Annotated in this window: 14 protein-coding genes and 1 pseudogene; 8 read left to right on the top strand and 7 right to left on the bottom strand. The window is 71.0% G+C overall.

What is annotated here, in order from left to right; translation table 11 throughout:
• The first annotated feature begins 48 nt into the window (after positions 1-48).
• The 7 genes from HOY81_RS06930 (at position 49) to HOY81_RS06905 (ending at position 14137) form a co-directional block, all read left to right on the top strand.
• On the top strand, positions 49-519 hold the full coding sequence (locus HOY81_RS06930; protein WP_237319302.1) for an ATP-binding protein: 471 nt from the start codon (positions 49-51) through the stop codon (positions 517-519).
• 107 nt (positions 520-626) lie between these two features.
• On the top strand, positions 627-749 hold the full coding sequence (locus HOY81_RS27300; protein WP_272892463.1) for a hypothetical protein: 123 nt from the start codon (positions 627-629) through the stop codon (positions 747-749).
• A gap of 82 nt (positions 750-831) precedes the next feature.
• Positions 832-7767 carry a DEAD/DEAH box helicase gene (locus HOY81_RS06925; protein ID WP_237319300.1) on the top strand — a complete coding sequence of 2312 codons (6936 nt, stop codon included), beginning with the start codon at positions 832-834 and terminating at the stop codon, positions 7765-7767.
• A complete protein-coding gene (locus HOY81_RS06920; protein WP_237319298.1) occupies positions 7764-10037 on the top strand; it encodes a UvrD-helicase domain-containing protein in 2274 nt (757 codons plus the stop codon). The genes HOY81_RS06925 and HOY81_RS06920 overlap by 4 nt, the downstream gene beginning before the upstream one ends.
• A 71-nt stretch (positions 10038-10108) precedes the next feature.
• Positions 10109-11698, top strand: a complete 1590-nt coding sequence (locus tag HOY81_RS06915) for a TIGR02677 family protein (protein ID WP_237319295.1) — start codon at positions 10109-10111, stop codon at positions 11696-11698.
• Positions 11695-12462 (top strand): TIGR02678 family protein, encoded by a 768-nt coding sequence (locus tag HOY81_RS06910; protein WP_237319293.1) that lies wholly within the window; start codon positions 11695-11697, stop codon positions 12460-12462. The genes HOY81_RS06915 and HOY81_RS06910 overlap by 4 nt, the downstream gene beginning before the upstream one ends.
• Positions 12463-13765: 1303 nt before the next feature.
• Positions 13766-14137 (top strand): hypothetical protein, encoded by a 372-nt coding sequence (locus HOY81_RS06905; RefSeq protein WP_237319290.1) that lies wholly within the window; start codon positions 13766-13768, stop codon positions 14135-14137.
• Positions 14138-14329: 192 nt separating this feature from the next.
• On the opposite strand, the gene HOY81_RS06900 is transcribed toward HOY81_RS06905, so the two are convergent.
• The 4 genes and pseudogenes from HOY81_RS06900 to HOY81_RS06885 all read right to left on the bottom strand — a co-directional run.
• Positions 14330-18337, bottom strand: coding sequence for an NACHT domain-containing NTPase (locus HOY81_RS06900; RefSeq protein WP_237319288.1), 4008 nt, complete (start codon positions 18335-18337; stop codon positions 14330-14332).
• 2 nt (positions 18338-18339) lie between these two features.
• On the bottom strand, positions 18340-18759 hold the full coding sequence (locus tag HOY81_RS06895; RefSeq protein ID WP_237319287.1) for a DUF6375 family protein: 420 nt from the start codon (positions 18757-18759) through the stop codon (positions 18340-18342).
• The gene (locus HOY81_RS06890; RefSeq protein WP_237319286.1) at positions 18756-19595 is read right to left on the bottom strand and encodes a radical SAM protein; all 840 of its coding nucleotides are present in this window, start codon (positions 19593-19595) and stop codon (positions 18756-18758) included. Before HOY81_RS06890 ends, HOY81_RS06895 begins: the two co-directional genes overlap by 4 nt.
• 164 nt (positions 19596-19759) lie before the next feature.
• A pseudogene (locus HOY81_RS06885) lies at positions 19760-19888 on the bottom strand (IS5/IS1182 family transposase); the annotation flags it as partial.
• Between the two features lie 85 nt (positions 19889-19973).
• On the opposite strand from HOY81_RS06885, the gene HOY81_RS06880 reads away from it, so the two are divergent.
• Complete coding sequence (locus tag HOY81_RS06880; RefSeq protein ID WP_237319285.1) at positions 19974-20156, top strand: hypothetical protein; 183 nt, start codon at positions 19974-19976, stop codon at positions 20154-20156.
• Between the two features lie 125 nt (positions 20157-20281).
• On the opposite strand, the gene HOY81_RS06875 is transcribed toward HOY81_RS06880, so the two are convergent.
• From HOY81_RS06875 to HOY81_RS06865, 3 genes are all read right to left on the bottom strand, one after another.
• A complete protein-coding gene (locus HOY81_RS06875) occupies positions 20282-21964 on the bottom strand; it encodes a hypothetical protein (protein ID WP_237319284.1) in 1683 nt (560 codons plus the stop codon).
• Between the two features lie 541 nt (positions 21965-22505).
• Positions 22506-23996 carry a class I SAM-dependent RNA methyltransferase gene (locus HOY81_RS06870; RefSeq protein WP_237319283.1) on the bottom strand — a complete coding sequence of 497 codons (1491 nt, stop codon included), beginning with the start codon at positions 23994-23996 and terminating at the stop codon, positions 22506-22508.
• Between the two features lie 107 nt (positions 23997-24103).
• Positions 24104-26206 carry an APC family permease gene (locus HOY81_RS06865; protein WP_237319282.1) on the bottom strand — a complete coding sequence of 701 codons (2103 nt, stop codon included), beginning with the start codon at positions 26204-26206 and terminating at the stop codon, positions 24104-24106.
• Between the last annotated feature and the right edge of the window lie 11 nt (positions 26207-26217).

Below are 26217 nucleotides of genomic sequence, written 5' to 3'. Positions count from 1 at the left end.
AACCGCGGGAGGTAGCAGGGGGGCCTCTGCGGCTCCAGGCTTTCCGCTGTGGACACCGACCAGATCACCTCGCCCGCGTGCGAGTTCGCCATGGCCTTCACCTCGACCCGACGCGGCGCGCGCCTCGCCCGGCGGCTCGTCTCCCAGCGGCTCGATGCGTGGGGGTACCCGTACGACAGCCCGGTCAACGAGACAGTCACCCTTATCGCGGCCGAGCTCTGCGCCAACGCCGTCAGCCATGGTCACGTACCGGGCCGGGACTTCCATCTCCGGCTCACGAGTGCAGCGGGCAGCGTCCGAGTGGAGGTCAGCGACACCCGCACCGAGTGCCGCCCCGACCCCGCCCTTGTCGGCCTGCCGGACGACGACGCCGAGTCGGGGCGCGGGTTGCTGCTCGTCGCCGCTCTCAGCGGCGCGTGGGGCGTGCGCGACCGCCTCCCCGGGCCGGGGAAGACCGTATGGGCAGACGTGGCTGTGGCTTCCGGCGCGCCGGCCGAGATCTCCCGTCCGGCGCCGTGATCCCCCGAGCGGTGCGTCGCTCAACAGCGACGGGTACTGGTGGGGGCGTCTGCACCTCAGACTCCGCGGGAATTCTGCTTCTTCACCGGGTCTTCGAGCACCCGCACGTGCCGGACAGTGTGACGCTCGTCCACACCGAGGACGCCGCCGCGCGGTGGGACGAGGTCCAGCCGGTGGTCGACACGGCGCCGTCCTCGGCGATCAGCCGGTTCTCCGAGGACCTCGCCTGACGAAACCGGTGCACGCAGGGCCGAACGGGCGATACGTTGGGTGAAGATCCCCCCACGCGCCCCCGCCGGACCCGAAAGGCACGTGTTGAAGCCCACTCTGGCCGCCGCGCAGCTGCGCGGCAGTCTCACGCAGTACCTCACGACGACGTACGCGCTGGCGGACGAGGACACCCGGCGGGCGCTGGAGCGGTTCCTCGGCGACCCGGAGTCGGGCATCTTCCGCGGGCCGTACCTGCGCATCCGCACCCCCTTCCACCGGGCGGACGAGACGTGGCGGTCGGCGCTGGAGTGGGACCCGGGCTTCCCGCCGTACCGGCACCAGGCGGAGGCGTGGCGGCGGCTGAGCACGCTGCACGGCCCGGCGGAACCGACGCTGGTGACGACGGGCACCGGCTCGGGCAAGACGGAGTCGTTCCTCGTCCCGGTGCTCGACCACTGCCGGCGGGAGAAGGCCCGGGGACGCGGCGGCGTGAAGGCCGTGTTGCTGTACCCGATGAACGCCCTCGCGACCGACCAGGCCGGACGGATCGGGGAGTATCTGGCCAGGCCGGAGCTGGCGCAGGTGACGGCGGGCCTGTACATCGGCGACCGGCCGGACAGGGGCTTCCGCCGGGTGTACACCCGGCGGGAGGAGATGCGGGTCTCGCCTCCTGACGTGCTGATCACCAACTACAAGATGCTGGACCTGCTGCTCCAGCGTGGCGAGGACCGGCCGCTGTGGGAAGGCGCCGACCTGGCGTATGTGGTGCTGGACGAGTTCCACACCTACGACGGCGCGCAGGGCACGGATGTGGCGATGCTGCTGCGCCGGCTGGCCGCCTCGGTCGGCGCGAGCAGCGAGGGGCGGCCGCTCGGGCCGGTCTGCCCGGTGGCCACCTCGGCGACGCTCGGCGAGGGCGGCGGCGACGCGGACGGCATCCGGCAGGTCGCCGGGCAGGTCTTCGGCGTGCCCTTCGACGCGGCGTCGGTGATCGGGGAAGGGCGGCAGAGCGCGGACGAGTTCGTCGGCGAGGTGGACTACGAGCTGCCGGAGCCGCCGGACCCGCGGGAAGTCATCGAGGTTTCGGGCGGTCCAGGAGTCGAGTCCGATCCCGACCGGCTGGACCTTGACGGCCTGGCCGCGAGGATGCTGGGCCGTCCGGGGCTGGACGCGTTCCGGATCGGGCGGCTGCTGAAGAAGCACGACTTCACCCACGGCGTGCTGGCACTGCTCGGCGGCGACCCGCTCGACGAGTGGGGGCTGCGGGACCGCATGGCGCGGTTCGGGTACGCGTGGGCGCGCACCGCGAAGGAGAACCCGCGGCTGGCGCTGGAGGCACTGTCGCGCTTCGTGGCGCTGCTGGCGTCGGCACGCGACCCGGAGTCGACCGAACGGCGGCCGCGGCCGCTGGTGCACATCGAGGCGCATCTGTGGGTGCGGCCCGTGGGCCGGGTGCTGGCCGGGGTCAGCGGGGTGCCGGAGTTCCGCTGGTACGAGGACGAGCGGGCGGCGGCGCGCAGGGCGGCGCTGCACTCGGCGCCCTCCGCGGAGGAGACGGCCGAGAGCGGTGACTGGCCGTCCGGGGACGCGCGGCGCCCCGAGCCGCTGCCCGGCTCCGACACCGTACGACGGCCGGCGCAGGCCTTCCTGCCGGCGATCTACTGCCGTACCTGCGGGCGCTCGGGCTGGGCGGCCCTCTCCCCGGAGGCCGATCCGCAGCAGCTGGAGACCAACCCGGTCAAGATCTGGCAGGCGGGCGTGGGCCGCGACAAGCGGCGGTTGCGGTACTTCCTCTCCGCGACCCCGGCCGAGGCCGAGGAGGCGCTCGCGGCGCTCACCGGCGGGAGCAGCCGGCCGGTGGCGGGCGGTGTCGACCCGGTGTCGGTGGTGGTGCTGGACGGGGCGCAGAGTACGTACCGGATGCCGGTCGCGGAGGACGCGGAGGATCTGCAGGACGCCTGGTTCGCCCGGGCCATCCTGGACAGGAAGACGGCCGACCGGGCGGCGAAGGACGACCGGTGCCCGGCCTGCCACACCGACAACGGCATCCGCTTCCTCGGTACCGCGCCCGCCGCGCTGGCCTCCGCCGCGGTGACGCAGTTGTTCACCGGCGGTCACGAGATCGCGCTGGCGCCCGAGGAACGCAAGACGCTGCTGTTCAACGACTCGACACAGGACGCGGCGCACCGGGCGGGCTATGTGGCGAACGCGTCGTACAAATTCTCACTGCGGTCCCTGCTGGCGCACGAACTGGGCGACTTCGAGGAGCCGCTGCGGCTGAACGACCTGATCGGCAACGTGCTGGACTCCGTGGACGACGCGCAGGCGCTCGCGGCGGTGGTGCCGCCCGACCTGCACGACGAGGCAGGTGTGGACCGGCTGCTGTCCGGGCGGGGCACGGGGAACGCGGCCACCTGGAAACTGATCGGGGAACGGCTCGCCTTCGCCACCGTGCTGGAGTTCGGCCTGCGCTCGCGGCTGGGCCGCACCCTGGAGCTGACGCGCACCACGGCGGCCGAGGTGGTGATCGAAGACCCGGCACGGATCGCCTCCCTGGCGCGGGACGTCCACCTGCAACTGCCCGGGCAACTGGTGACGGGAGACTCCCTGCCGTCGGTCGACCGCTATCTGGCGTTCGTGCGCGGGCTGCTGGAACGGATGCGGTTGCGCGGCGGGGTGCGGCACCGCTGGCTGGAGACGTGGATCAGGGAAGCGGGCGTCAACCAGTATCTGATCTCCGGCGGCCGCCCTCCGGGCATGCCGGCCTTCCCGGAGGGCCATGTGGCACCGCCGCGGTTCCTGCTGGACGGCCTGAAGGAGAAGAGCCGGTTCGACTCGGTGGCCGGCCGGGGCGGCTGGTACCAGGACTGGACGCGCCGCTGCCTGGGCCTGGACGACGCGGGGGTGACGGAGTATCTCCGCCGGCTGCTGCCCCTCCTCGCGGAGGAGGGCCTGCTCGCGGTACGCACCGCGCAGGACCGCAGCACCCGGGTGTACGGGCTGCAGCCCGGCCACATCCAGGTGCGGCTGCTGGACGACGCAGTCGTCAACAAGGCGTTCGTGGCCTGTGCGGACTGCGGCTGGCAGCAGGTCGTCGCGCCGGAGCGGCGCACCCGCTGGTACGGGCACCCGTGCCCCCGCTACCGGTGCAAGGGGTTCCTGACGCCGCCGCAGGACGGCACTGCACCGGCAGGGTCGGGCCCGGTTTCGGGCAGCGGCGGCTTCGGCAGCAGGCTGGAGCGGGACTACCGGGGCGACTACTACCGGCGGCTGTACCTGACGGGCGGCACCTACCGGGTGGTCACGGCGGAGCACACCGGCATGCTCACCCGCCCGGAACGGGAGCGGGTGGAGCGCACCTTCCGGGCGGGCACCCACTACACGGACCCCAATGTGCTGTCCTGCACGCCGACGCTGGAGCTGGGCATCGACATCGGCGACCTGTCGGCGGTGCTGCTCGGCTCGCTGCCGAAGGGGCCGGCGAACTACGTGCAGCGCGCCGGGCGTGCCGGGCGGAAGACCGGCAACGCGCTGGTGGTGTCCTTCGCCGGGCGGCGGGCCCGGGACCGCTACTACCTGGACGACCCGGCGGCGATGATCGCCGGGGACATCGTGCCGCCGGGCTGCTATCTGTCGGCGGTGGAGATCCTGCGCCGCCAGTACACCGCGCACCTGCTGGACCGCGCCGCGCGCGGCGACCTGACCACCGGGGACGGCGAGACGCTGATGCCCGCGCCGCGTCTGGCCTCCGCGCTCTTCGGGCCGACGGGCTGGGTGCACGACCTGAGCGACGCGGCGCTGACCCACGGCGCCCGCCTCGCCGAGGAGTTCCTGGCGCTGTTCCCCGCCGCCCGCGGGGGAGGCGACGACGGCGGGGTCTCCGGGCACGCGGCCGAGGAGCTGCGCGCGTACGCGACCGGGGGCGTCGCGCGGGCGCTGGCGGACGCGGAGGAGGACTGGACGGCCCGCCGGGAGGAACTCCGCCGGCGTCTGGCGGCCATCGACGAGGCGGTGGACGGGCTGCTGCCCGAGGACCGCGAGCAGGGCGCCGAGCGCCGGGAACTGCTCGCCGAACGCCGCGTCACCGGCGGGCTGCTGAGCACGCTCAGCCGCGCCCCCGCGCACGGGGCGCTGGTCGATCTGGGGCTGCTGCCCAACTACAGCCTCACCGACAGCGTCACCCATCTCGAGGGCACGCTCTACTGGAAGGAGACCGCCGAGGAGGGTGCGGAGTCGGCGTACCGCAGCGAGGTGCGGGACTACGAGCGGTCCCGCCGGCTCGCGCTGACCGAGCTGGCGCCGGGCAACAGCTTCTACGTGGGCGGCTACCGGCACGTCGTGCGGGCGCTGGACGTCGGCGGCCCGGAGCGGCGCGCCTGGACGCTGTGGCGCCTGTGCCCCGGGTGCGGCTATGTGCGCACGGAGAACGCGCAGGACGACACCTCGCCCTGTCCCCGGTGCGGAGCGCGGGAGATCGCGGACGCCGGCTGCGTCCAGCACGTGCTCCAGCCCAAGCGGGTCCTGGCGCGCGACAAGCGGGACGACGCCCGGGTACGCGACGACCGGGACGAGCGGGACCGGAAGACCTACGCGGTGCTCGACACCGTCGACATCGACCCCAGGCACCTGGCGGCCGGCTCGTGGCGGCACACCGGCGCGGTGTTCGGCGCCGACTTCACCCGCCGGGCCGTGGTGCGGACCCTGAACCTCGGCGTCGACCGCCAGGACGGCAGCAGCACCGTGCCGCTCGCGGGCGACGACGTGCGGCTCAACCCTTTCTACGTGTGCACCAGCTGCGGCGGCGCCACCGCCGACGGACGTCCGGTCGTGGACCGGCCGCAGCACGCACTGAGCGAGTCCCTCGCCCGGTCGACGCGGGCCAGCGCCCACCATCAGCTGTGGTGCCCCCGACGGCGGCTGCGCGGCAGCGGGGAGGAGCAGGGCGCCGGGGAGGACGTCCCACTGCTGCTGGCGCACGAGCTGACGACGGAGGCCGTGCGTATCCTGCTGCCCGCCTCGGTCTCCCGCGTGACGGAGCGCATGGCCTCGTTCACCGCGGCCCTGTTCGCGGGTATCGCCGCCCGCTACGGCGGCGACCCCGACCACCTGGAGATCACGGCGGCGGCGATGCCGGAGGCCGGCTCGGACTGGCCGCGTCGTTTCCTGGTGGTGTACGACCGGCTGCCCGGCGGCACCGGGTACCTGCACCGGCTCGCCTCCCCCGGCGGGTTCAAGGAGGTGCTGCTGAAGGCCCGCGAGGTCATCGAGGAGTGCGGCTGCCGCGAGAAGGGGCTCGACGGCTGCCACCGCTGCCTGCTGCGCCGGGTCCCTCCCGCGCTGTACGACAAGGTCAGCCGCCAAGGGGTCCGGCAGATGCTGGACGAGCTGCTGGGCGCGGACGGCGAACGGTGGGACACCGCGGAGGTGGCCACCACCCAGCACATCCCGATGGAGGCACAGGCCGAGAGCGACCTGGAGGTGATGTTCCTCGACACGCTCCGGGAGTGGGCGCAGCTGCCGGAGAACGGGGCCACCGCGGACCCGTACGTCACCCCCGCCGGCACCCACGCCCTCGACCTGCGGCTCACCGCCTCCGACGGGACGACGCTGAGCTGGCGTGTCTCCCAGCAGCGGACGTTCGACGGCACCCGCCCGGACGTGCTGTTCGAACGCGTGGACGCTCCCGGACCGCGCGTCGCGCTCTACCTGGACGGCTACGCCTACCACGCGGCCCGGCAACACAACCGGGTCGCCGGGGACGCGGAGAAGCGGACCCGGCTGCGGGCCGACGGGCTGCGCGTCTTCCAGCTCACCTATCCCGACGTCCACGAGTGGCAACGCCGGGTGCGCGACACCGGCACCGCTGGCGCGGGCCCCGCCGACCCGGTGTGGCAGCCGTACGACGGGCAGGGCGTGGCCCAGGCACGCGCCTACTACAGCCGGGTGCGGGACGGCCTGGCGGGTGAGCTGCCGGAGACGGTGTGGGTGAACCCGGCCGACCTGCTGACCGCCTACCTGCGGCAGCCGGACGCGGCACGCTGGCAGTGGCGGGCCGAGGCCGCGCTCGCCGGGCTGGTGCAGGCGCGCGGCCGCGGCGGGCGGCCGGTTCCCGGCTCCGTGGGAGAACAGATCGCCGCCGCGCTGCGCGGTGGCGTGCCCCGGGACGCCGGCGAGCGGGCGGGGAAGGTGCAGGTGCTGACCGCCTCGGACGCCTCCGGGTGCCTGCTGGTGTGCGCGGCCGACGGCCGGGAGAGGCCCCCCGTGTGGACGGGACTGGTAGTGCTCGACGACACCGTGGCGGCGCACCGGGACGAGGACGCCCACCGGCGGCGCTGGCAGGCGTGGCTGTTCTGGAGCAATCTGCTGCAGTTCCTGGAGCACGGCGGCGGGGACGGCGTCCAGCTCACGGTCTCCGGACTGGACCACTTCGAGCCGGACGCCCTCGCGGTCGCCGGCGGGGGCGGCGTGCTCGGCTCCGTACGGACAGAAATCCCCCCGCCGGAGGCGGCGGCGGACCACCGGGCGGACGGCGAGCCGGGCGGACCCGCCGGCGCGGCGTCCGCCACCCGCCCTGCCGCGCAACCGAAGGCGCGGGAGGGCCTTCCGCCGCGCGATCCCGCCTGGGCCGAGGCCCTGGATCTGCTCGACCCGGAGGAACCGGGCCTCGCCGGGCTCGCCGAAGCCCTCGCCGGCCACGGAGGCGTGCCCGCCCCGGAGGTCGGGTACGAACTGGACGCCCGGGGCGGCTGGATGGCCGAGCTCGCCTGGCCCGCGGCGCGGGTCGCGGTCGTGACGGCACCGCGGCCGGACGCCGGTCAGGAGGGCGACCCGGAGGCCGAGGACCGCGACTCGGCCTTCCGTGCGGCCGGGTGGCACGTCGGGACCGCTACCGCCTGGCACGTCGCCGACCTCGCCAAGGCCCTCGGCTGCACGGGTGGGCGGGCGCCGGACGACGTACAACCATCCGGCGACGGGGCGGGTCATGCCCGGCGGGCCGGCGGCGCCCGAGAAGACGACGAGGAGAACGGACCCCAGTGAGCGGCACGAACGTGACCCTGCGCCTGCTCGACAAGGCGGACAAGGAGATCCTCCGGCTCCCGCGGCCGGTCAAGGGCGCGATCTACGACTTCCAGCACAAGTTCCGCACCAACCCGGACTCCCCCGGATTGCGGCTGAAGCAGCTCAAGGGGCACGACAAGCTGTTCTCCGCCCGGGTCAACGACGAGTACCGGGCACTGCTGCTGCGCCTGGCCGACGACGACTGGCTGATCGTCTCCGTCAAGCACCGCAAGGACGTCTACGACCACCTCAGCCGCATCACCGTCAACCCGGTCAGCGGCGGCATCGAGTACATCGACCTCCAGACCGTCCAGGAACGCGTGCTGCCCGGCGAGGCCGGCCGTCCGGAGCCGGGCACGGTCCCGGAGCGGGCAGCGTCCGCACCCGGGCCGCAGCAGCCGGACGTGGCGGAGACCCCGGCCACCCTGTTCTCGGCGTGGTCCGACGAACAACTCACCGACCTGGGCGTCACCGGCACGCTGCTGCCCGTCGTCCGGGCGCTGACGACCGAGGACCAGTTGCTCGGTCTCGTGGAGTACGCACCGCAGCTCACCGGCGAGGTGCTGCTCAGCCTGCACGACGGCAAGCCCTACGACGAGGTGCTGGACCAGGTCACAGCGCCCGTGGCGGCCGCCGGACCTGTCGACACGACCGACTTCGTGACCGCCGCCTCCCGCCCGGCCACCGTCGTCACCACCACGGACGACCAGCTCCGCGAGGCACTCGAAGGCGAGGACTTCGGGCGGTGGAAGGTCTTCCTGCACCCCACCCAGGCCAAGCTGGTGTCCCGCGACCACAACGGCCCGGCACGGGTCGGCGGCGGCCCCGGAACGGGCAAGACCATCGTCGCCCTGCACCGCGTCAAGCACCTGGTGGACCGGCTGCCCCCAGGGCACAACAAGCCCGTGTTGCTCACCACGTTCAACAAGAACCTCGCGGCCGACCTCCGCTCGCGTCTGCTGGCGCTCGGCGGTGAAGAGCTGCTGTCCCGGGTGGACATCAGCCACGTCGACCAGCTCTCGCTGCGGACCGTACGGGAGGCCGAACCGGGTAACCGGAAGCGGCTCATCGACGACAACCAGGCGGTGCGGGAGTGGCGTGCGCTCCTCGACGAGCTCGGCGAGGACCGGTGGGACGCGGAGTTCCTCCAGGACGAGTGGGCGCAGGTCGTCCTGGGGCAGGCCATCGCCTCGCGCACCGAGTACTTCCGCGCCCGCCGGGCGGGCCGGGGCCGGACGGTCACCCGCGCGGACCGTGCCGCGATCTGGCAGCTCACCGAGCAGTTCACCCAGCGTCTGGACCGGCAGGGCATGCAGACCTGGGACCAGGTGGCCGAGTGGGCGGCACAGCTGGAGCGTGACCGGGCGCGCCGTATCGAGGGCATCGCCCGGCAGAAGGAGGACGCCGGGGGCCTGGACAACGTCCACCTCCAGGACGGCTCCGGCGGCTGGCTCCGCTACCGGTACCGGCACATCGTCGTGGACGAGGCCCAGGACCTGCGCCCCGCGCACTGGAAGATGCTGCGTGCCATGGTCGCACCCGGCCGCAACGACCTGTTCCTCGTGGGGGACACCTACCAGCGGATCTACAAGAACCAGGTGACGCTGGGCAGCCTCGGCATCAACATCCGCGGCCGCTCGTCGCGGCTCTCGCTGAGTTACCGCACGACCCGGCAGATCCTCCTCTCCGCCCTCCGGGTCCTCGGGGAGGAGAAGTACGACGACCTCGACGGCAGTGACGAGACGCTCGCCGGCTACCGTTCGGTCCTCAGCGGCGGCGTCCCCGGACTGCACGGTCTCCCCGACTGGGAGGCGGAGCGTGCGGCTGTCGCCGAGCTGATCGCTTCCCGCGGGGACGTGCCGCACGAGCAGATCGCCATCGCGGTGCCCACCAACCGGATGGTCACCGAGACCGCCGCGACCCTGCACGAGCACGGCATCCGGCCGCTGGAGATCGGCCCCGACGGACCACGCGGTGACGGCGGCGTCCACATCGGCACGATGTTCCGCTTCAAGGGGCTGGAGTACCAGCACATGATCATCGCCGGTGCGAGTGACGGCCTGGTGCCCCGCAGCGATATCGAGCGCCGGCGCCGCAGCGACCCGGTTCGCTACCGCCGGGACCTGCAACGCGCCCGCTCGCTCCTCTTCGTCGCCGCCACGCGCGCCCGGGACAGCCTGGACGTCTTCTGGCACGGGAAACCCAGCCCGTTCCTCGACGCCCTGCTCGGTGCGCCGGACACGGCGTAGCCGAGGGATGCCTGCCAGGAGCTCGCGGTGCATTGCTGCGACCAGGTGTACATGAAGGACAATGCCGGACGATGACCTCGCAGCCTCCCCGCCGGGACCGGACCGACCACGCCCCCTTCGCCCACCTGACCGTGCCCAACGCGGCGCTGTACCGGCAGGTGATGCGCGCGTTCCTGGCCGCCAAGGAGCGGTTCGCGGTACACCTGCGGCCCGAGGACGTGTACGCGGCGCTGCCGCCGGAGCAGCGGCCCGGGGATCCGGACGCGCTCGTGAAGGCGCTGGACAGCCTGGTCGAGTGGGGCAACCTGCGAGCGGACCCGGACACCTCCCGGGTCACGGCGGTCGAGGACTTCTACCGCAAACGGTTCATCTACCAGCTCACCCAGGCCGGAGAGGCCGCCGAGCAGGCGCTGAGCGCGTACGACGAGGCGCTGGGGCGGCGCGGTGCGCTGCAGGCGGTGGCCCTGCACGACATCGTCACCCAGCTGCAGGCGCTGCTGACGATCGCGGCCGGGGAGACGCCGGACGACGCGAAGGCGCATCTGGCGCTGTCCGCGCTGGCGGCCCGGTTCGAGGCGCTGGCCGAGAACGCGCGGGCGTTCATGGGGTCGTTGCAGCGCACGATCGACCTGCACGGCGTCGAGGTGGAGGTGTTCCTCGCCTACAAAGATCGGCTGATCCAGTACCTGGAGCGGTTCATCCAGGACCTGATCACGCTGGGCGGACGGATCGCGCTGCTCATCGACGAGCTGGAGCAGGACGGCCGGGCGGACGCGCTGCTGCGGCTGGCGGCGGCCCGGGAGGCGGCCGACGCCGCTCCGGAGGAGGCGGAGAGCGCCGAGGCGCAGGCGTACGCGCGGTGGGCGGCGCGGTGGGCGGGACTGGCCGCCTGGTTCGTGTCGGCGGACGGGCGTCAGGCTCAGGCCCGGCTGCTGCGCGGGCGGGCCCTGGGGGCGATCCCGCAACTGCTGGCCGTCGTACGGCAGCTGAACGAGCGGCGGGCCGGGCGCTCGGACCGGTCGGCGGATTTCCGTGCACTGGCCCGCTGGTTCGCCGAGGCGCCGGACGACGAGGCCCGGCACCAGCTGTGGCGGGCTGCTTTCGGGCTGTACCCGTCCCGGCACCTGACGGTGGACGCCGACACCCTCACCGAGCGGACGACCCACCCGGTACCCGCGTCCACCCCGTGGTCCGGGGCCGAGCCGCTGCGGATCAGCCCGCAGCTGCGCCGTACCGGCAGTTACGAGCGGCGTGGCAGGGCGCGCAAGGTGCAGGACCGGTCCGGGGAGCGGCGGCGGCTGGCGGAGATCGCCGCGCGGCAGGCGGCGGAGATCGCGGCGGCCCGCGCCCGGCTGGCCACGGACGGCACCACCCGGCTGTCGGCGCTCGGCGAGCTCGACCCGGCGGCCTTCGGCCTGTTCCTGTCGTTGCTCGGCGATGCCCTGGCCACCTGGCGGCCGGGGGCGACCACGACCGTGGCGACCAGCAACGACGGCACGCTGGAGATCCGGCTGACGGCTCTGACGGACGGGACGACGGCCGCCGTCCACACGCCGGACGGCACCTTCCGCGGGCCCGACCATCTCGTCGAGATCACGGACCTGGCCCACGACGGACGGGTACGGTCCGCAGTGGTGACGGCGGCGGGAGAGGAACGATGACGACGTCCCTGGGTGATGTGCTCGACGGGCGGCGCGCGGCGGAGCTGCAGCGCGCCGCCCGCGCCCTGCTGAAGGAGCCGCTGCTGCTCGCGCACGGGCCGTCGGCGGACGCGTTCCGCCTGGTGCGGCAGTACGCCGGGGAGCTGCGCGACTGGTTCGAACGCAACACCGGTTGGGCGCTGCGGGTGGACGCGGAGGCGGCCCGCCTGCACCGCACGCCCGGCACCCTGACGGACGCGACCCACCCGGCGCGCGAGACGGCCCGCGCCCGAGCGCCGTTCACCCGGCGACGCTACGTCCTGCTGTGCCTGGCGCTGGCGGCGCTGGAGCGGGGCGAGTCGCAGACCGCGCTGGGGCGGCTGGCCGAGCAGGTGGTGCTGGACGCCGCCGATCCACAGCTGGCCGCCGCCGGCATCGAGTTCACCCTGGAGCGGCGCGAGGAACGGGCGGACCTGGCGGCGGTGGTGCGGCTGCTGCTGCGGTACGGAGTGCTGCGGCGGGTGGCCGGGGACGAGGACGCCTATGTCAGCGGGTCCGGGGACGTGCTGTACGACGTGCAGCGCCGCGTCCTGGCCGGGCTGCTCTCCGCCCGCCGCGGGCCGTCGACCCTTCTCGCCGGCGGCTTCGCGGAGCGGCTGACCGAGCTGACCGCCGAAACCGCGCTGGACAGCGAGGAGCTCAGCAGCCGCTCTCGGACCGATCCAGGCGGTACAGCTGCCCTCCGTCGACTCCCTTTGTCGATCTTCTGGCCCAACCGACCATGAGCAGTAGAACCCGAGGAGGCGGGTGGCAGGCCAACAACACCGGTCGCCATCGGACATGGTCGCGCCTGCGCCGTAACGACGAGAGTCAAGCAGATCGGCGGCCCGCTGCCAGGCGCGTCCGGACGGGTCCAGAACCGTGCCAGAGTATCCTCATGATCCCCGCACAGATCCCTGACGAGCCGCCGCTCACCTACGCCGACAGCTTCGACGTACCGGTCCTGTTCCGCAACGGACCCGCGAACAAGCCCAAGAGGCAGTGGCGCACGGCCGAGCACGAGGCGTGGAGCGCGTCGGGCGGGTTCCCGGCAGCCGACGGCTGGTACGCCCCGACCACCACGTGGCGGGAGATCATCAAGGCCGCCACCGAGGTCGGCCGCGACGTCACCCCGCACCTGCAGAACCAGCCCCGGTACGCGCACGGGGAACTCATCGCCCGGATCTCCCCGCTGTACGCCTATCTTGGCGCCCATCCTGTCACGCCCCGGCACCCTGTACCGGGCGCAAAGGGCCAGCGCCTGACCCTGAACCCGGTGTACGAGCACGGCACCGAGCGCACTGCGCAGAGCGCAGTCGCCTACCGGCTGGGCATGACGATGACCGAGTGGGCCTGCCGCTCCCTGCTGGGCCTCGGACAGACTCACCACCTCGAACTCGGCGGCCCCATACCCGCCCTGAGCGGCACGTTCAAGGACCCGATGAGGACCTTGCCCGACCTGTGGGGACGGCACGAGGCGGAAGGGATGTACTGGCTGATCGAGGCAAAGGGCGGCAATGTCGGAGTCGGCGCACTCCGCAAAGGATGGGCACAACTGGAGGCCGGCAGCAAGATCCTAGGCTCATTCAAGCACCGCATCGTTCTAGTCGGGGCGTCCGTGCGGCCCGGAGACGACCTCTTCCTCACGATCGACCACGACCTGCACTCCGGCGAGCCACCCCTCCCCCCGGCCGGATCCGGCGCCAACGACGCAGCGGTCGGCCCCGGCAACCTCGAAGACCACCTCGGGGAAAGCGACGACGCGCTCATCGGCGCGGCCCGTGCCCAGATGCTCGCTTACCTGGCGCTGCGCTCCGCTCCCGCCTCTCAGTTGCGCACTGTGCCGGTGCCGGCCGACCGCGCTTCCCGCCGCCGGCGTTCCGGGCTGACCACCCCCTTGGAAAACGACGACCTCACCCTCGCCATGCGGGCGGACGCCGCGGAGCGGCCCTCCACATCGAGTCGCGCACCCTGCGCTACCAGATCCGCTCCTGGGGGCTCGACGACTTCCTCACCTGCCGCATCCCTGGAACCGAGGTCCACCTCGGCATGTCCAGAAAGCTGTTCTCCGCCTGCGCACGCCTCCACGAAGAAGATCTGGCCATCGTCCGGCGCACCCCGGGACTGCGCGCCGAGGATCAGCCGGCCCTCGACCAGGGCCTCAGCGACGAAGCCCAAGAAGTACAACGGCTCACCCAGCGGCGGGTCTTCGGCGAGCAGCAAGAGGAAGCCCGCCCACGGCTGCGCCCCCTACTCCGCGACGCCTATGAGCGGGGAGCAGCGAGCGACTGGAGCCACCTGCTGCGTCGTCCGCAGGAGCCGAAGCTCGACCTGGATGGCGACGAGGGTCTCCTCGAAGCGGCCACGCCGGAAACGTACCTGGCCGTCAGCCGCTACGACCTGCCTCCCGCACGCGCCTAGTCCGGCCCGGGCGGCGTCCCTAGGCCGTTCTGGCCCTGCAACCCGCGCACCCCACCCCGGGAGAAGTGGAATCCCAGCGCCCACCCTGCACGACAGCCGGGCCATCAGCCTGCCTGAACACCAAGAGACACATCACCACGAACATCGAAGGGTCCCGCCAGCAAGCTGACGGGAGCTCACGAATGATCGAGGCTAGTCTTCGGCGCTGCTTTGGTCCGCTCCGAGCAGCCGTATATGACGCCACCCGTTCGCGTGGCTGCGCTGCGCCGCCACTACCCAGGAAGGAGCAGAGGGCCAGTCGACCGCCACCTCGCGCTCGCCCCAGGCCACCTGCATGATCCGGCGGTCACCTGCGAATTCCTCGACGAGTTGGCGGCGCAGGAAGAGGAGGTGGCCGCGCCAGGACTTATCCACGCGGAAGACTGCGGAGGCGCGCTGGCCATCCAGGCCCACAAGGTCCACACTGCCGGGCAGTTGGCGCAGGCCAAACCTGGCAGCGAACTCGGACGAGGGCACGTCAAAGCTCCCGCCGAGGCCGATCTCCGAAGTGCTGTCGGAGGCGAACTCCACGGCGACTTGGTCGAGCCCGATGCCGTCGTCCTGCCAGTCGCGACGCAGCGCGCGGTGCGGGAAGGCGCCTGAGGCATTGTCGTCGCGGGTCAGCTCGAACCGGGGGCTCCACGGCATCTCAGCGGCCAGCACGTCGCGGACCATCGGCAGCTGAGGGAAGAAGTGGTTTCCTAGGTGCTGACGGTCGCCAGCGAGCTTCTGGGCGGGTTCCGCGTCTTCCGGCTCCAGCAGGAGTGTGCGGAAGAACCCGAACACCGTTCGCCCGTCGGAGCGGTGATTCAGATACCCCTCGGCCAGGAGCCAGCCGCCCTTCACTCCGTGAATTTCCTCGGGTGACCACAGCTGGTCCGGGACGTCTACCGTCCCCGAGGTGAGCCAAGTCTGGTCGTCGGTCGGTTCCACGGGTGCCCACAGCGGAAGGGGCATGGGCGCCACCGGGGGCCTGTCGGGGAAGGTCGGGTCGATGTCGGGCATCAAGCGTTCGGCGTCCCCGAAGGGGGACGGTGCGCGGCCGGCATCCACGAGGCGGCCAACCATTTCGTGGTAGGCAATCCAGCCGTACTTTTTGCCGTACCGCTCCACCCTCCTCCTGGAGCTGTAAGGCCGCTCGGCGTTCGCAACAATAGACTGGTCAACGCTGCCGAGTTCCTTCTCGCGCCAGCCTAGTTCCCAGACCCGGGCCATGACCTCGGCGCGGGCCCTTCGGTAGTCCGGGTTGGTGAAGTCGTAGTTGGCCCTGCCGTTGATGGCGGCCCCGATGATGTAGTTCTCGAAGTCCATGCCGAAGGTGCGGGCGCACTCCTCGGCGTTGGGGTCGTCGTCCTCCATCACCTCGGCGGGCGCCACGGCAGTGAACCTTGGCGCGAAGGCATCGACACCCTCCGGGACGGCGGCAGGATGGAGGGCGCCGGCGAATTCATAGGTGGCCCGTACGTGGCCGCGCAGTTGCTCGTGCGAGGTGGGTGTGGTCCCGCCGTCCAGGAAGCGGTCGCGCAGGTGCACCAGCCAGTCCCGCAACGCGCCTTCGAGCGGTCCGCCGGGATCGGGCATCTGGTGAGCGCTGACGGCGCCGAACGCTGCGGCGACGACCCGTTCGATGACATAAGGGTCATCGATATCGAGCATCCGGGCGGCGAGGTCGAACATCCGCTTGGGTTCTGGCCGGCCGTAGCGCTGCAGGGCTTTTGTCGCCAGATCCCGCATGCCCGTGTCCGTGGAAGTCAGTAGCCAGGCAATGGCCAGCGCGTCCAGGTCGTCGCTCTCGGCGCGATTGCTATTTCCGGACCACCTGCCGATCGATCGTTCCAGGTCTGCCGTCAGCCGACCTGGAGCCTGGCCTCGAGCCCATTCGGCCCAGCGCAGGTCACGCTCGGGAAGGGGCAGCTGGCGCAGGACGCGGTCGAGGAATACGGCATTCAGGCGGTGCGGGGCGGACCTGCGGATCTCCCACAGACGGCTGAACGCTGGTCTGCCCTTCCTCTTGCCGGGATGCGCGGTAACGAGCGCGGTTGCGAGCGCGTCGACGGTCTCGTTGTCGAGGAAGTCCGACTCGGTGGTGAGCTCCTGGGCGAGCACCAACGAACGGTGCTCCTCGGGGGAGACGCGCCACAGGTGGTGCCGGGTGAAGCGGCGGGGCATCAGTGAGATGAGACTGATGAGGATGTCCTCGCCGAGGGGGTGCGCTTGGTCGCCCAGGAGGGACTGCCAGAGAGCCGCCTCCGCGAACTGCTCGTTGACGTCCGCGGGGGGAATACGCACCAGAATCGCGTCGGCGATCAAGTATCCAGCGAAGCGGTCAAAAACGAAGCCGCACTCAGCGTCGTCGGAACCCCTGATCTCCTCGCGGAAGATCACTCCCTCCTCAACGAGGCGCCGGAACAGGCTTTCGTCCCAGTTCGGCTGGTCAGCGTCGAGGACTCTTCGCGCTTCGTCGAACGGAAGCCGACGTACGTTGTGCGTCCACATGTGCCTCGCCAGAGCCGTGAGGCGGCGCTGGATCTGGTCGGCCGGCACCGGGATGCGAGCCGGATCCTGGGCCAGCCGCTCGACCACGCCCTCGCGGTACAACTCGAAGACGCCGATGAGAGAGTGAGGCAGCGCCTCGACACCCACCGGCACTCGGCGGTCGTGGTTTGCGGCCTCACAGTACATGCGGACGAAGAGCGGGTTGCGGCACTCTTCCATCGGTAGCCAGGCGTCGGCCGGGTTGATCAGATAGTGACGGAAGTAGACGCGGAGGATGTCGTCGACTTCCGCGCGCTGCCACTCCAGTTCCAGGGGCACCGTGTCCTTCGGGAGGGCCCGGTCGGCGAGCGCCTCGCGGAGGGTGACGATCACCGCCACGTTAGGATAGGCGCCCAGGGCCGGTGCCAATCCGGCGAGCAGTGTCCTCCACTCCGAGGGCCGTTCGGCCTCGTTCAGGCCGTCGACGATCAACGGAATCCGGCAGCCAGCGCGGTTACCGGCTGAGTTAAGAGCTTCCAGGAGGTCCTCGAAGTAGTCGACCTTCAGTCCGGGGATCCTTCGCGCGAAGTCGTCGAGGGTCCCGCCGGCGCGCAGGTTCCCGCCCTGAATGAAGACTCCTGCCGTGGGCTGGTCGTTCGGTGAGGTCATCTGCGCGGCAAGGTGCGTCTTGCCCTGTCCCGCGGCGGCGATGACGGCGAGCAAGGGGGCTTCGGTGTCCGCCCGTGCGTCGTGCAGCCACTGGACGATGTCGCGGATCTCCGCGCCGAGACCGGTAGCCAGCAGCGCCTCGGGCAGGCGACGCTGCCTCAGTTTGAGCACCAGCCGTCGCAGCGTTCGGGGAGAAGTTGCTGGCGGCCGCTGTTCGGCGAGGCGCTCGCGGACCTCCCAGGGCCGGAGACTCCTCCCGGCGTCAAGGACCTCCCACAGGTCGTCGACGAACCGCTCCAGGTCGTCGGCAATCTCTACGGCGTCTTGGCGGATCGTGTTGTCGAGGCCGTCGATGGCTGCGCGCAGTGCCTGGATCCGGGCTGCGGTGTCGTCGGTGCGCTGCTGCAGCCACTCGAACGACGCCGGGCGCAGCAAGGCCCGGTCGATGCGATGCTCCACGTGGTGGGAGGTGTGCAGCCGTGGCGTCCACCTTGCCTCGATGGGTGCAACAGATCGCTTGTGGGCTTGCGCCAGTACCCCTGCGGTGAGGGCGAGTTCACCGAAGAAGGTGGAGCGGAGCTCGTCGTGTCCCGCGAGTTGGTCGTCGTAGTTCTCGGTGGACCAAAGTTTGACGCTGACCCCCTGCTGACCGAGTCCGTTGATCCATTCCTCGTCCCCCTTGGCGGGCCGCTCTGGGAGGCAGAGCACAAAGTCGGTCAGCCCTACGACGTGCTGGATAGCCTTGGAGAGCGAGTCCTCGATCTGCTTGCGCTGGCCTGCGCTGAGCTCATTCTTGCTGTTGAGGATGAACCACTTGCACGACCAACCCCAGACGCGGCCGGGGTCGCCGAGAGCACCGGCGTGGTCGACGTGCAGGTAGAACTCGACGCCGGGCTGGTTGCGGCGTTCCCGCATCGTGCCCAGTGCGCCGTAGCGGCGGGAGACGATGGCCCGTGTGAGCGCTTCGAAGTTCCGGTCGGCGGCGCCAGGCAGACGTTCCAGATCGGTCAGGTCCACTGTCACTCCCGAGTGCTTGCATCCGACCGAGTGATCGTGTCCTCGTCCCATTCGTGACGGGAGAAGATCTCGACTTTCGCGCCGTCGTGGAGAAGTGTCTTCAGGAATCCCTGGACCTCGGACTCGTCGGTCCAGATCCGGACCGTCTCTCCGGTGCGGGTGACGGTGTGGTCAAGGGCGAAGACGTCGACGTCGTACCTCCCCATGTCGTACAACTTCATTTCGGCGAGTGCTTCGCCGAGTTCGCGAGGCATGCGCTCGCCAGGGCTCTGCCAGTCGTCATCGGACCACGCGTCCTCGGCAAGAGCCTTCAGAGCCTCCATACGCTCCTCCGCTGCCTTGGCACCGGTGACCGTCTGAAATCGGCCGATCAAGACCAGGTCCATCGAGTGCTCCGAGCCGTAGCCGTTCCAGATCCTCATCGTGCCTCCCTCAACGCCTGCACGGCTTCTATGATGGAACTTCCGACTGACAATCCGGTGGGCGCGTAGGCGTGAGGGCGTAGGACGCCGGTCGCGTCGACGTGCATGTGCGCGTCGAGGGGGCGCTCGCCTGGGACGGCCTCCGCAGTGGGCAGCGAAACTTCAAGGCCAGTACGGGAGATCGCGAGCCGAACTCCGGCCCTGGCGGTCGCGGCCCATTCGACGAGGCGCTGAGCGTCGGCCTCGCTTATACCGGGAGTTGCTGCAGTTGGCTGCTCTGGCAGAAGCAGAAGTTCGGACGCGCCAACCTTGTCGGCGAACTCGGCGAGGTCATCTAGTTCGCCGACCGTGTCGGCATTAATGACGGCATTGATGCCGAACGGAGCGAGGGAGCCGAGCAATCCGGCCGCCTGGACCACGGCCGCGAACGGCCGACCGCGGAGCCGCTCGTAGGTGGCTCCGACCCCGTCCACTGACAGTCGGACAAAGTGCACGGCCCCACGCAGGGATTCGACGAGTTCGGATGTGAGCCGGTGCCCATGGGTCGTGAAAGTCACCGCCATAGACGTGGACTGGGCTATGTCCCAACACAGTTGGGCGAACCTTCGGTACGCAGTCGGTTCCCCCCCTCCGAAACCGAGACCGAGACACCCAGCAGCGTCGAGTTCGACCGCCCACGCGAGTACACGCTCCCTGTCGAGCGCGGCGGCGTACTTGGGCGCGTAGCAGTAGTTACAGCGGAGCTCGCAGGCGTTCGTTAGCGCGACGGACAGGTACCGCGGAGCAGCGGAGAACTGCTCCGCGGGAACGGGCACCTCGTCGAGCAGCACGTTCATCCCGGAAACGCGATCGAATAGGTGAACACCGGCTGCGGACTTACGAATCTTGCACCTCACGGACAATATGATGCCACCGCTGGACGGCAAGCTTCTGCCGATCGACCATCGCCGCGGACCGCCTCCTGTCCTCCGGAAAGCACACGAAGCACGGGGACGCCGGCGAGGCCGTGGCCGCGGGCTGCGCGGACGTCGTGGACAGCTCCGCGCATGGATGGGGAGGCCCACAGCAGACGGCCGAAGGGATGGGCGAGGACCTGTACGTTCATGCTGTAGATCGTCGGCCTGCCCGAGGGATCAAACGTCGATAAGCAGGTGCTCCAGGTCGTCAGCATGGTTCGGGAGCACCTGGAGCCGGTGCCGTCCTACGAGTCACGCGTGATCGACCACGACGGCAAGAAGGTCCCCGCCATCGAGGTATCCGGTAGAGGCCAAATGCACGCCTACCGCAACGGAGCGCGCCCCGAGTTCTACGTCCGCGTCGGCCCGAACACGGTGCCCGCACGTCACCATGAGATCGCCCCCGGATTCCGGCAGACTCCGACCGCCACAACGTTCTGAGAGCTGCCGCACCGGCGTCGGCGCGCACCGACCGCACCTCGACACACCGGCGCGGTCGACATCGTGATCAGCCATCGTCGGCGGTGCTGATCACCCGAGAGTGTGTTGGGGAACGAGGTGGCGTGCTACCTGGGATCGGTGTAGCCGTCCAGCCCCAGAGGGGTGGGAACCAGAGGGCGGCCGTCGTCGGGAGTGTCGGCGAGGTAGAGCCGGTAACTCATGTCGTTGGCGGGGCGCAGGGTGACCTTGGTGCCCGCGCCCTGCCCGGTAGTCAGGGCGCGCAGGGCTTCCTGGCCGTTGTCGGCGCGCAGTTGGGTGTGGAACAGGTGCACGGGACCAATGTCGAGGGTGTGCCCGCCGACGGCGACCTCGAAGCCGGGCGGACTGACGCGCATGCACTGGGGGTGATCGCCGAGTACGGCGCGTAGAGCCGGATGGTCTTGGCCGTTGAGCGTGAACGTGAGGGTTCGGGCGAAGGGATACGCCGCACAGTGGCCCTCCACGACCAGCCGCGCGATCCGGACCTGGATGCGTTCGACGGCGGTGTACGTCAGTGGCGTGGGGAAGTAGTTCTCACAGTGCCGCTGCAGGACATCCCAGTCCGACAGGTACAGCAGCAGGTGCTCGACCTCGCGCAGCTGGTCCGGGGTGCCGCTTGGCGCCAGCGTCCCGACACCGGCGTTGCTACCGCTGACGCTGAGGCGGAACGCTCCACCGCACAGAAGCCGCTGATACAGTCGCATGATCTTCAGCGCCTCCGCAGGCTCGCGGCCTTCCAGATCGAAGGAGTACCTGAGCGTGCCGGCGGCGGTGTCGTCGAAGGGCAGCATCATCTGGAGCCGGGCACCGTGGATGTCGGTGTCGACCGAGGCACCCAACCCCCCGGAGCCGACGTTGTTCAGCCGCCCGGTGTAGCGGGCGGCCACGCCGTCGTCGGAGTCCAGGAAGGCTACCTCGACGGGGGTTCCGGCGGGTGCAGACATCGGTGCGGGTTTCCAGAGCACCTCGATGTCGTTGACGGTCCGTGACAGCCACGAGGGGCCGTCGATGGTCAGGCATTCCACTGCCTCAGAGGGCAGCGCGACGTCTTCGGCAGTTCCGAACCCGAGCGTGCGGGTGATGGCCGCGGTGAGGTCGGTGCTCATCGCCCCCGGGCGGCCGACCAGACGCAGGGAGATGGGGCTGACCTCGTGGGCGCGGGAGTGCTTGGCGCGCAGCGTCTGAATGACAGTGTCGCCGCGCCGCTGGAAGTCCCAGGTCCAATCGGGGTCCACAGTGTCGGCCCGGCCGCCCAGGGCCCGGACACGGTCGACGAGATCGTCCGCGCCCAGCAGCATGGCCTTCTCCTGGTTGAAGTCCTTGGCTGCCTCGCGCAACAGGTCGCGGGTGAAACTGGCTTCCAGGTCTGAGTGGACGGCGAAGTGACAGTCCAGGTCAGAGCGGTCGAGCATGGAGACCTTCACCGCCTTGCCATCGGCGAGCTTGTTGACGAAGGCCCGCTCGGACGTCGTCAGCGTGCACGGCACCACCAGCGTCCATTCCACTGGCTTGTGAGCCATGGCCCGGCTGAACGACTTCTTGATCGAAGTGCGGCGACCCTTGAGTGAACCGGGGAAGCCATCTGGGTGGTACTTCAGCTGGAAGATTCGCAGACCAACGTCCGTGGTGACCTGGACGTCGATGCCATCGTCGCCACCACGCCCATTGACCACGATCACCTGCCCGGCGTCATCGAACATCCGGTGCAGCAGCGCCTCGACATGCCGGTCAAAGGCCGGCTGCCCGATGCGGTCCCACTCGATTGCCACGTCACTCGCCTCCCTCAGCATCGTCACACGCCGGTCCGACAACATGGCGGAACGCTATGCGCGAGCTCCTGCTACATCCAGGCTCCACCACCCTCGCTGGAAACGAGGCCGTTCGACTGCCCGTACTGCCGTACCGAGCCGAAAGGCACCCGTCAGCGGCGGGAGTCCCTTGGGACCTTTCTGGGACTTCCGGCCCCATCAAGCTGCACGAGCGTGAAACAGCCGAAAGGTAATTCGCGCAGCTCAGCGACCACAGGCCACTCATCGCGGCAGGTCATCGCGTTCACTGGTCTCTTGCGCGACATCCGTGCCGAGAGTGTCGCCTCTCCTTCCCCCTGGGGCCGACGGACCATCACAAGATCACCAAGCACCGGCCCGACTCCCTTCTTGCGGAAGTCGGGCAACCCCTCAGCAGCCCGCCAACCGCTGACCGGAACCATGATCAACGAGCGTCAAATGAGCGTCACGAGCGTCATTTCAGCGTCAAGAAGTCGCCCGTAACGCCCACACGGCACATAATGCACATCGACAAAACCGCAGGTCAGGAGTCCTGCGGGGCGGGCTTGAGGACGGCGACGCACTCCAGGTGGTGGGTCATCGGGAAGAGGTCGAAGGCGCGGAGGAAGTGGGGGACGTAGCCGGCGTCGCGGAAGTACTTGAGGTCGCGGGCGAGGGCGGCCGGGTCGCAGGCGACGTAGGCGATGCGGCGGGGGCCGAGGGCCGCGAGGCGGTTCACGGTCTGCTTGCCGGCGCCGGCGCGCGGCGGGTCGAGGACGACGAGGTCGGCCTCGGTGATCCCGGTGCGGGGCAGCACCGACTCGACCTTGCCGTGCTCGATACGGACCCGGGGGAAGTCGGCGAGGTTGTGCCGGGCATCCTCCACCGCGCGCTTGTGGGACTCGATCCCCAGCACCGCACCCTGCTCCCCCAGCCGGTCGGCGAGGGCACCGGCGAAGAGGCCCGCGCCGCAGTAGAGGTCGAGGGCGGTTTCGCCCTTGCGCGGGGTGAGGCCGCGCATCACCGCGTCCACCAGCACCTCGGCGGCCCGGACGTGCACCTGCCAGAAACCGCCGGCGCCGACCCGCCAGGTGCGCCCGTCGGCACGCTCCCGGACGTACGGGCGGCCGTGCACCCGGTGCACGGCCCGGTCCTTCTCGCCGACGCGCAGCACCGAGACCGGACGGTCCAGCTCCACCAGGGGCAGCCGCCCGCCGGGCCGCGGCGTCAGCACGACCTGGCGGTCCTGCGAGCCGGTGGCCGCGACGGCCTCGATCGTGGCGATCTGCGGCCACTCCCGCTTCTCGACGCCCAGTTCGGTCACGCCCGGGGCGGCGATCAGGCAGCGGTCGACGGGCTCCACCTCGTGCGAGCGGTGCCGGCGCAGCCCGGGCCGTCCCTGCTCGTCGACGGCGTACTGGACGCGGCTGCGCCAGGCCGGCACCTCGCCGGCCGGGACCTTGTCGCCGGGGGCCGGCTCGACCGTGCCGTCCCAGTGCACGTCCTCCGGGGTGAGCCCGGCCAGCCGGTCGAGCTGTTCGGTGAGCACGTCCGCCTTGAGCCGCCGCTGGGCGCCCGGCTTGACGTGCTGCCAGTCGCAGCCGCCGCAGCGGCCCGGGCCGGAGAAGGGGCACGGTGCGGGGACGCGGTCCTTGGAGGCGGTGAGCACCTCGACGGCGTCGGCCCGGAGGTACCGGGAGTTCTCCCGGCCCTCGGTGACCCGGACGCGGACGCGCTCCCCGGGCAGGGTGTGCCGCACGAAGAGCACCCGGCCCTCGTCGGTGCGGGCCACGCAGTGCCCGCCGTGAGCGACAGGACCGATCTCGACGGTGTACTCGCGGCCGACGAGCGAGGCGTCGGCCGGCTGGACCGCCGGGTCGGCGGACCCGGCCGGTCCGGCGGGCTCGGGTGCCGGTGCCGGTCCGGTGGCGGCGGCCGGTCCGGTGGACGCGGAGGGCACGGCGGGCCCGGTGGAGGCGTCGGCCGGCTCGGCACCCTCGGTCGGCTGGGCGGGCTCGGGCTGGGACTCGGCCATGAGGGGGTGGCTCCACTGGTTACGGGGGTGTGCGGGGCGTTGCCTGGGCCGGCGTGGGACGCGGCGGCACCGCGAGGGCGGGCCGTTCCGGACGGCAGCCGTCCAGTCTACTGCTCCGGGCGCCCGCCCCCGCCCCGGCCCTGGTTCCGGTCCCGGCCGCCGCCCTGGTTCCGGTGGCCGCCCTGGCCCTGGCGCGGGACGGGCCCGCGGCGCACGGCGCCGGGTGCGCTCCACTCCGCGCGCTTGCGCGCCCGCGCCTTGGCCACCTCGGAGGACTCGAGCTGGTACGGCACCGAGGTCACCATGACGCCCGGGGTGAAGTGCAGCCGGCCCTTGAGCCGCAGGGCGCTCTGGTTGTGCAGGAGCTGCTCGTACCAGTGCCCGACGACGTACTCCGGGATGTAGACGCTGACGATGTCCCGCGGGCTCTCCCGGCGCAGCCGCTTCACGTAGTCGATCACCGGCCGGGTGATCTCCCGGTAGGGCGACTCCAGGATCTTCAGCGGCACGTCGATGCCCCGCCGGTCCCACTCGGCGCGCAGCTCCCGGGTCTCCTCGGGGTCGACGTTGATGGTGACGGCCTCCAGGGTGTCGGAGCGCATCAGCCGGGCGTACGACAGGGCACGGAGCGTGGGCTTGTGGATCTTCGAGACGAGGACCAGGGAGTGCACGCGGGAGGGGCGCGCCGTCTCTTCCGGGAGGCCCTCGGGAGCGAGTTCCTCCGAGACCCGGTCGTAGTGGCCCCGGACACCGGTCATCACGGCGTAGAACAGCGCCATGCCGACGATCGAGACCCAGGCGCCGTGCGAGAACTTGGTGACCAGCACCACGATCAGCACCAGCCCGGTGAAGAAGGCCCCGAAGGCGTTGATGGCCCGGGAGCGGATCATGTGGCGGCGGGTGGCCGGGACGGTCTCGGTGCGCAGATGGCGGTTCCAGTGCCGGACCATGCCGGTCTGGCTCAGCGTGAAGGCCACGAAGACGCCGACGATGTAGAGCTGGATGAGCCGGGTGGAGTCGGCGTCGTAGATGACCACGAGTATCGCGGCGGCCCCCGCCAGCAGCACGATGCCGTTGGAGAACGCCAGCCGGTCGCCGCGGGTGTGCAGTTGCCGGGGCAGGTAGCGGTCCTGGGCGAGGATCGAACCGAGCACCGGGAAGCCGTTGTAGGCGGTGTTGGCGGCGAGGAAGAGCACCAGTGCGGTGGCCGCCGCCAGATAGACGAAGAGCAGCGAGTCGTGGCCGAAGACGGCCGAGGCGACCTGGGTGATGACCGGGTCCTGGGCGTACTCGGGTCCGGCCGGTGCGCCGTCGATGAGGATGTGACTGGCCGGGTTCTCGGACATCTTGACGTCCGAGGCGAGCGCCAGCGCGATGATCCCGCAGAACATGGTGACCGCGATCAGGCCCATCAGGGCGAGCGTGGTGGCCGCGTTCTTCGACTTGGGCTTGCGGAAGGCCGGCACACCGTTGCTGATCGCCTCGACGCCGGTGAGCGCGGCGCAGCCGGAGGAGAAGGCCCGCAGCAGCAGGAAGGCGAGTGCGAAGCCCGCCAGCCCTTCGGGGTGGTCGGTGCGGATCTCGTAGTCCGCGGTGGGGGCGGTGAGATCGTCGCCGTAGAGCGCGATGCGGACCACGCCCCAGCCGATGAGCGCCAGGACGCCGGCCACGAAGCAGTAGGTGGGGATCGCGAAGAGCCGTCCGGACTCCCGGACCCCGCGCAGGTTCATCAACGTCAGCAGTACGATGACGGCGACGGCGGAGGCCGTCTTGTGCTCGACGATGAAGGGCACCGCCGAGCCCAGGTTCTCGACGCCCGAGGAGATCGACACGGCGACGGTGAGCACGTAGTCGACCAGCAGTGCGCTGGCCACGGTGAGGCCGGCGCGGGGGCCCAGATTGGTGGTGGCGACCTCGTAGTCCCCACCGCCGGAGGGGTAGGCGCGGACGTTCTGCCGGTAGGACGCCACCACGGTGAACATGAGCACGACGACGGCGGCGGCGATCCACGGGCTGAAGTGATACGCCGAAACCCCCGCCAGGGAGAGCACCAGCAGGACCTCGCCGGGTGCGTAGGCCACCGACGACAGCGGGTCGGAGGCGAACACCGGCAGGGCGATCCGCTTCGGCAGCAGCGTCTCGGAGAGCTTCTCGCTGCGTAGCGCTCGGCCGATGAGAATCCGCTTCGGCAGGTCGGTCATCTTGGGCACGGGGAGGATCG

The organism is Streptomyces sp. JJ36, assembly GCF_021696945.1.
Lineage (GTDB): Bacteria > Actinomycetota > Actinomycetes > Streptomycetales > Streptomycetaceae > Streptomyces.
The sequence above is the reverse complement of the archived record's forward strand: the minus strand, read 5'-3'. Positions and strand labels throughout refer to the sequence as shown.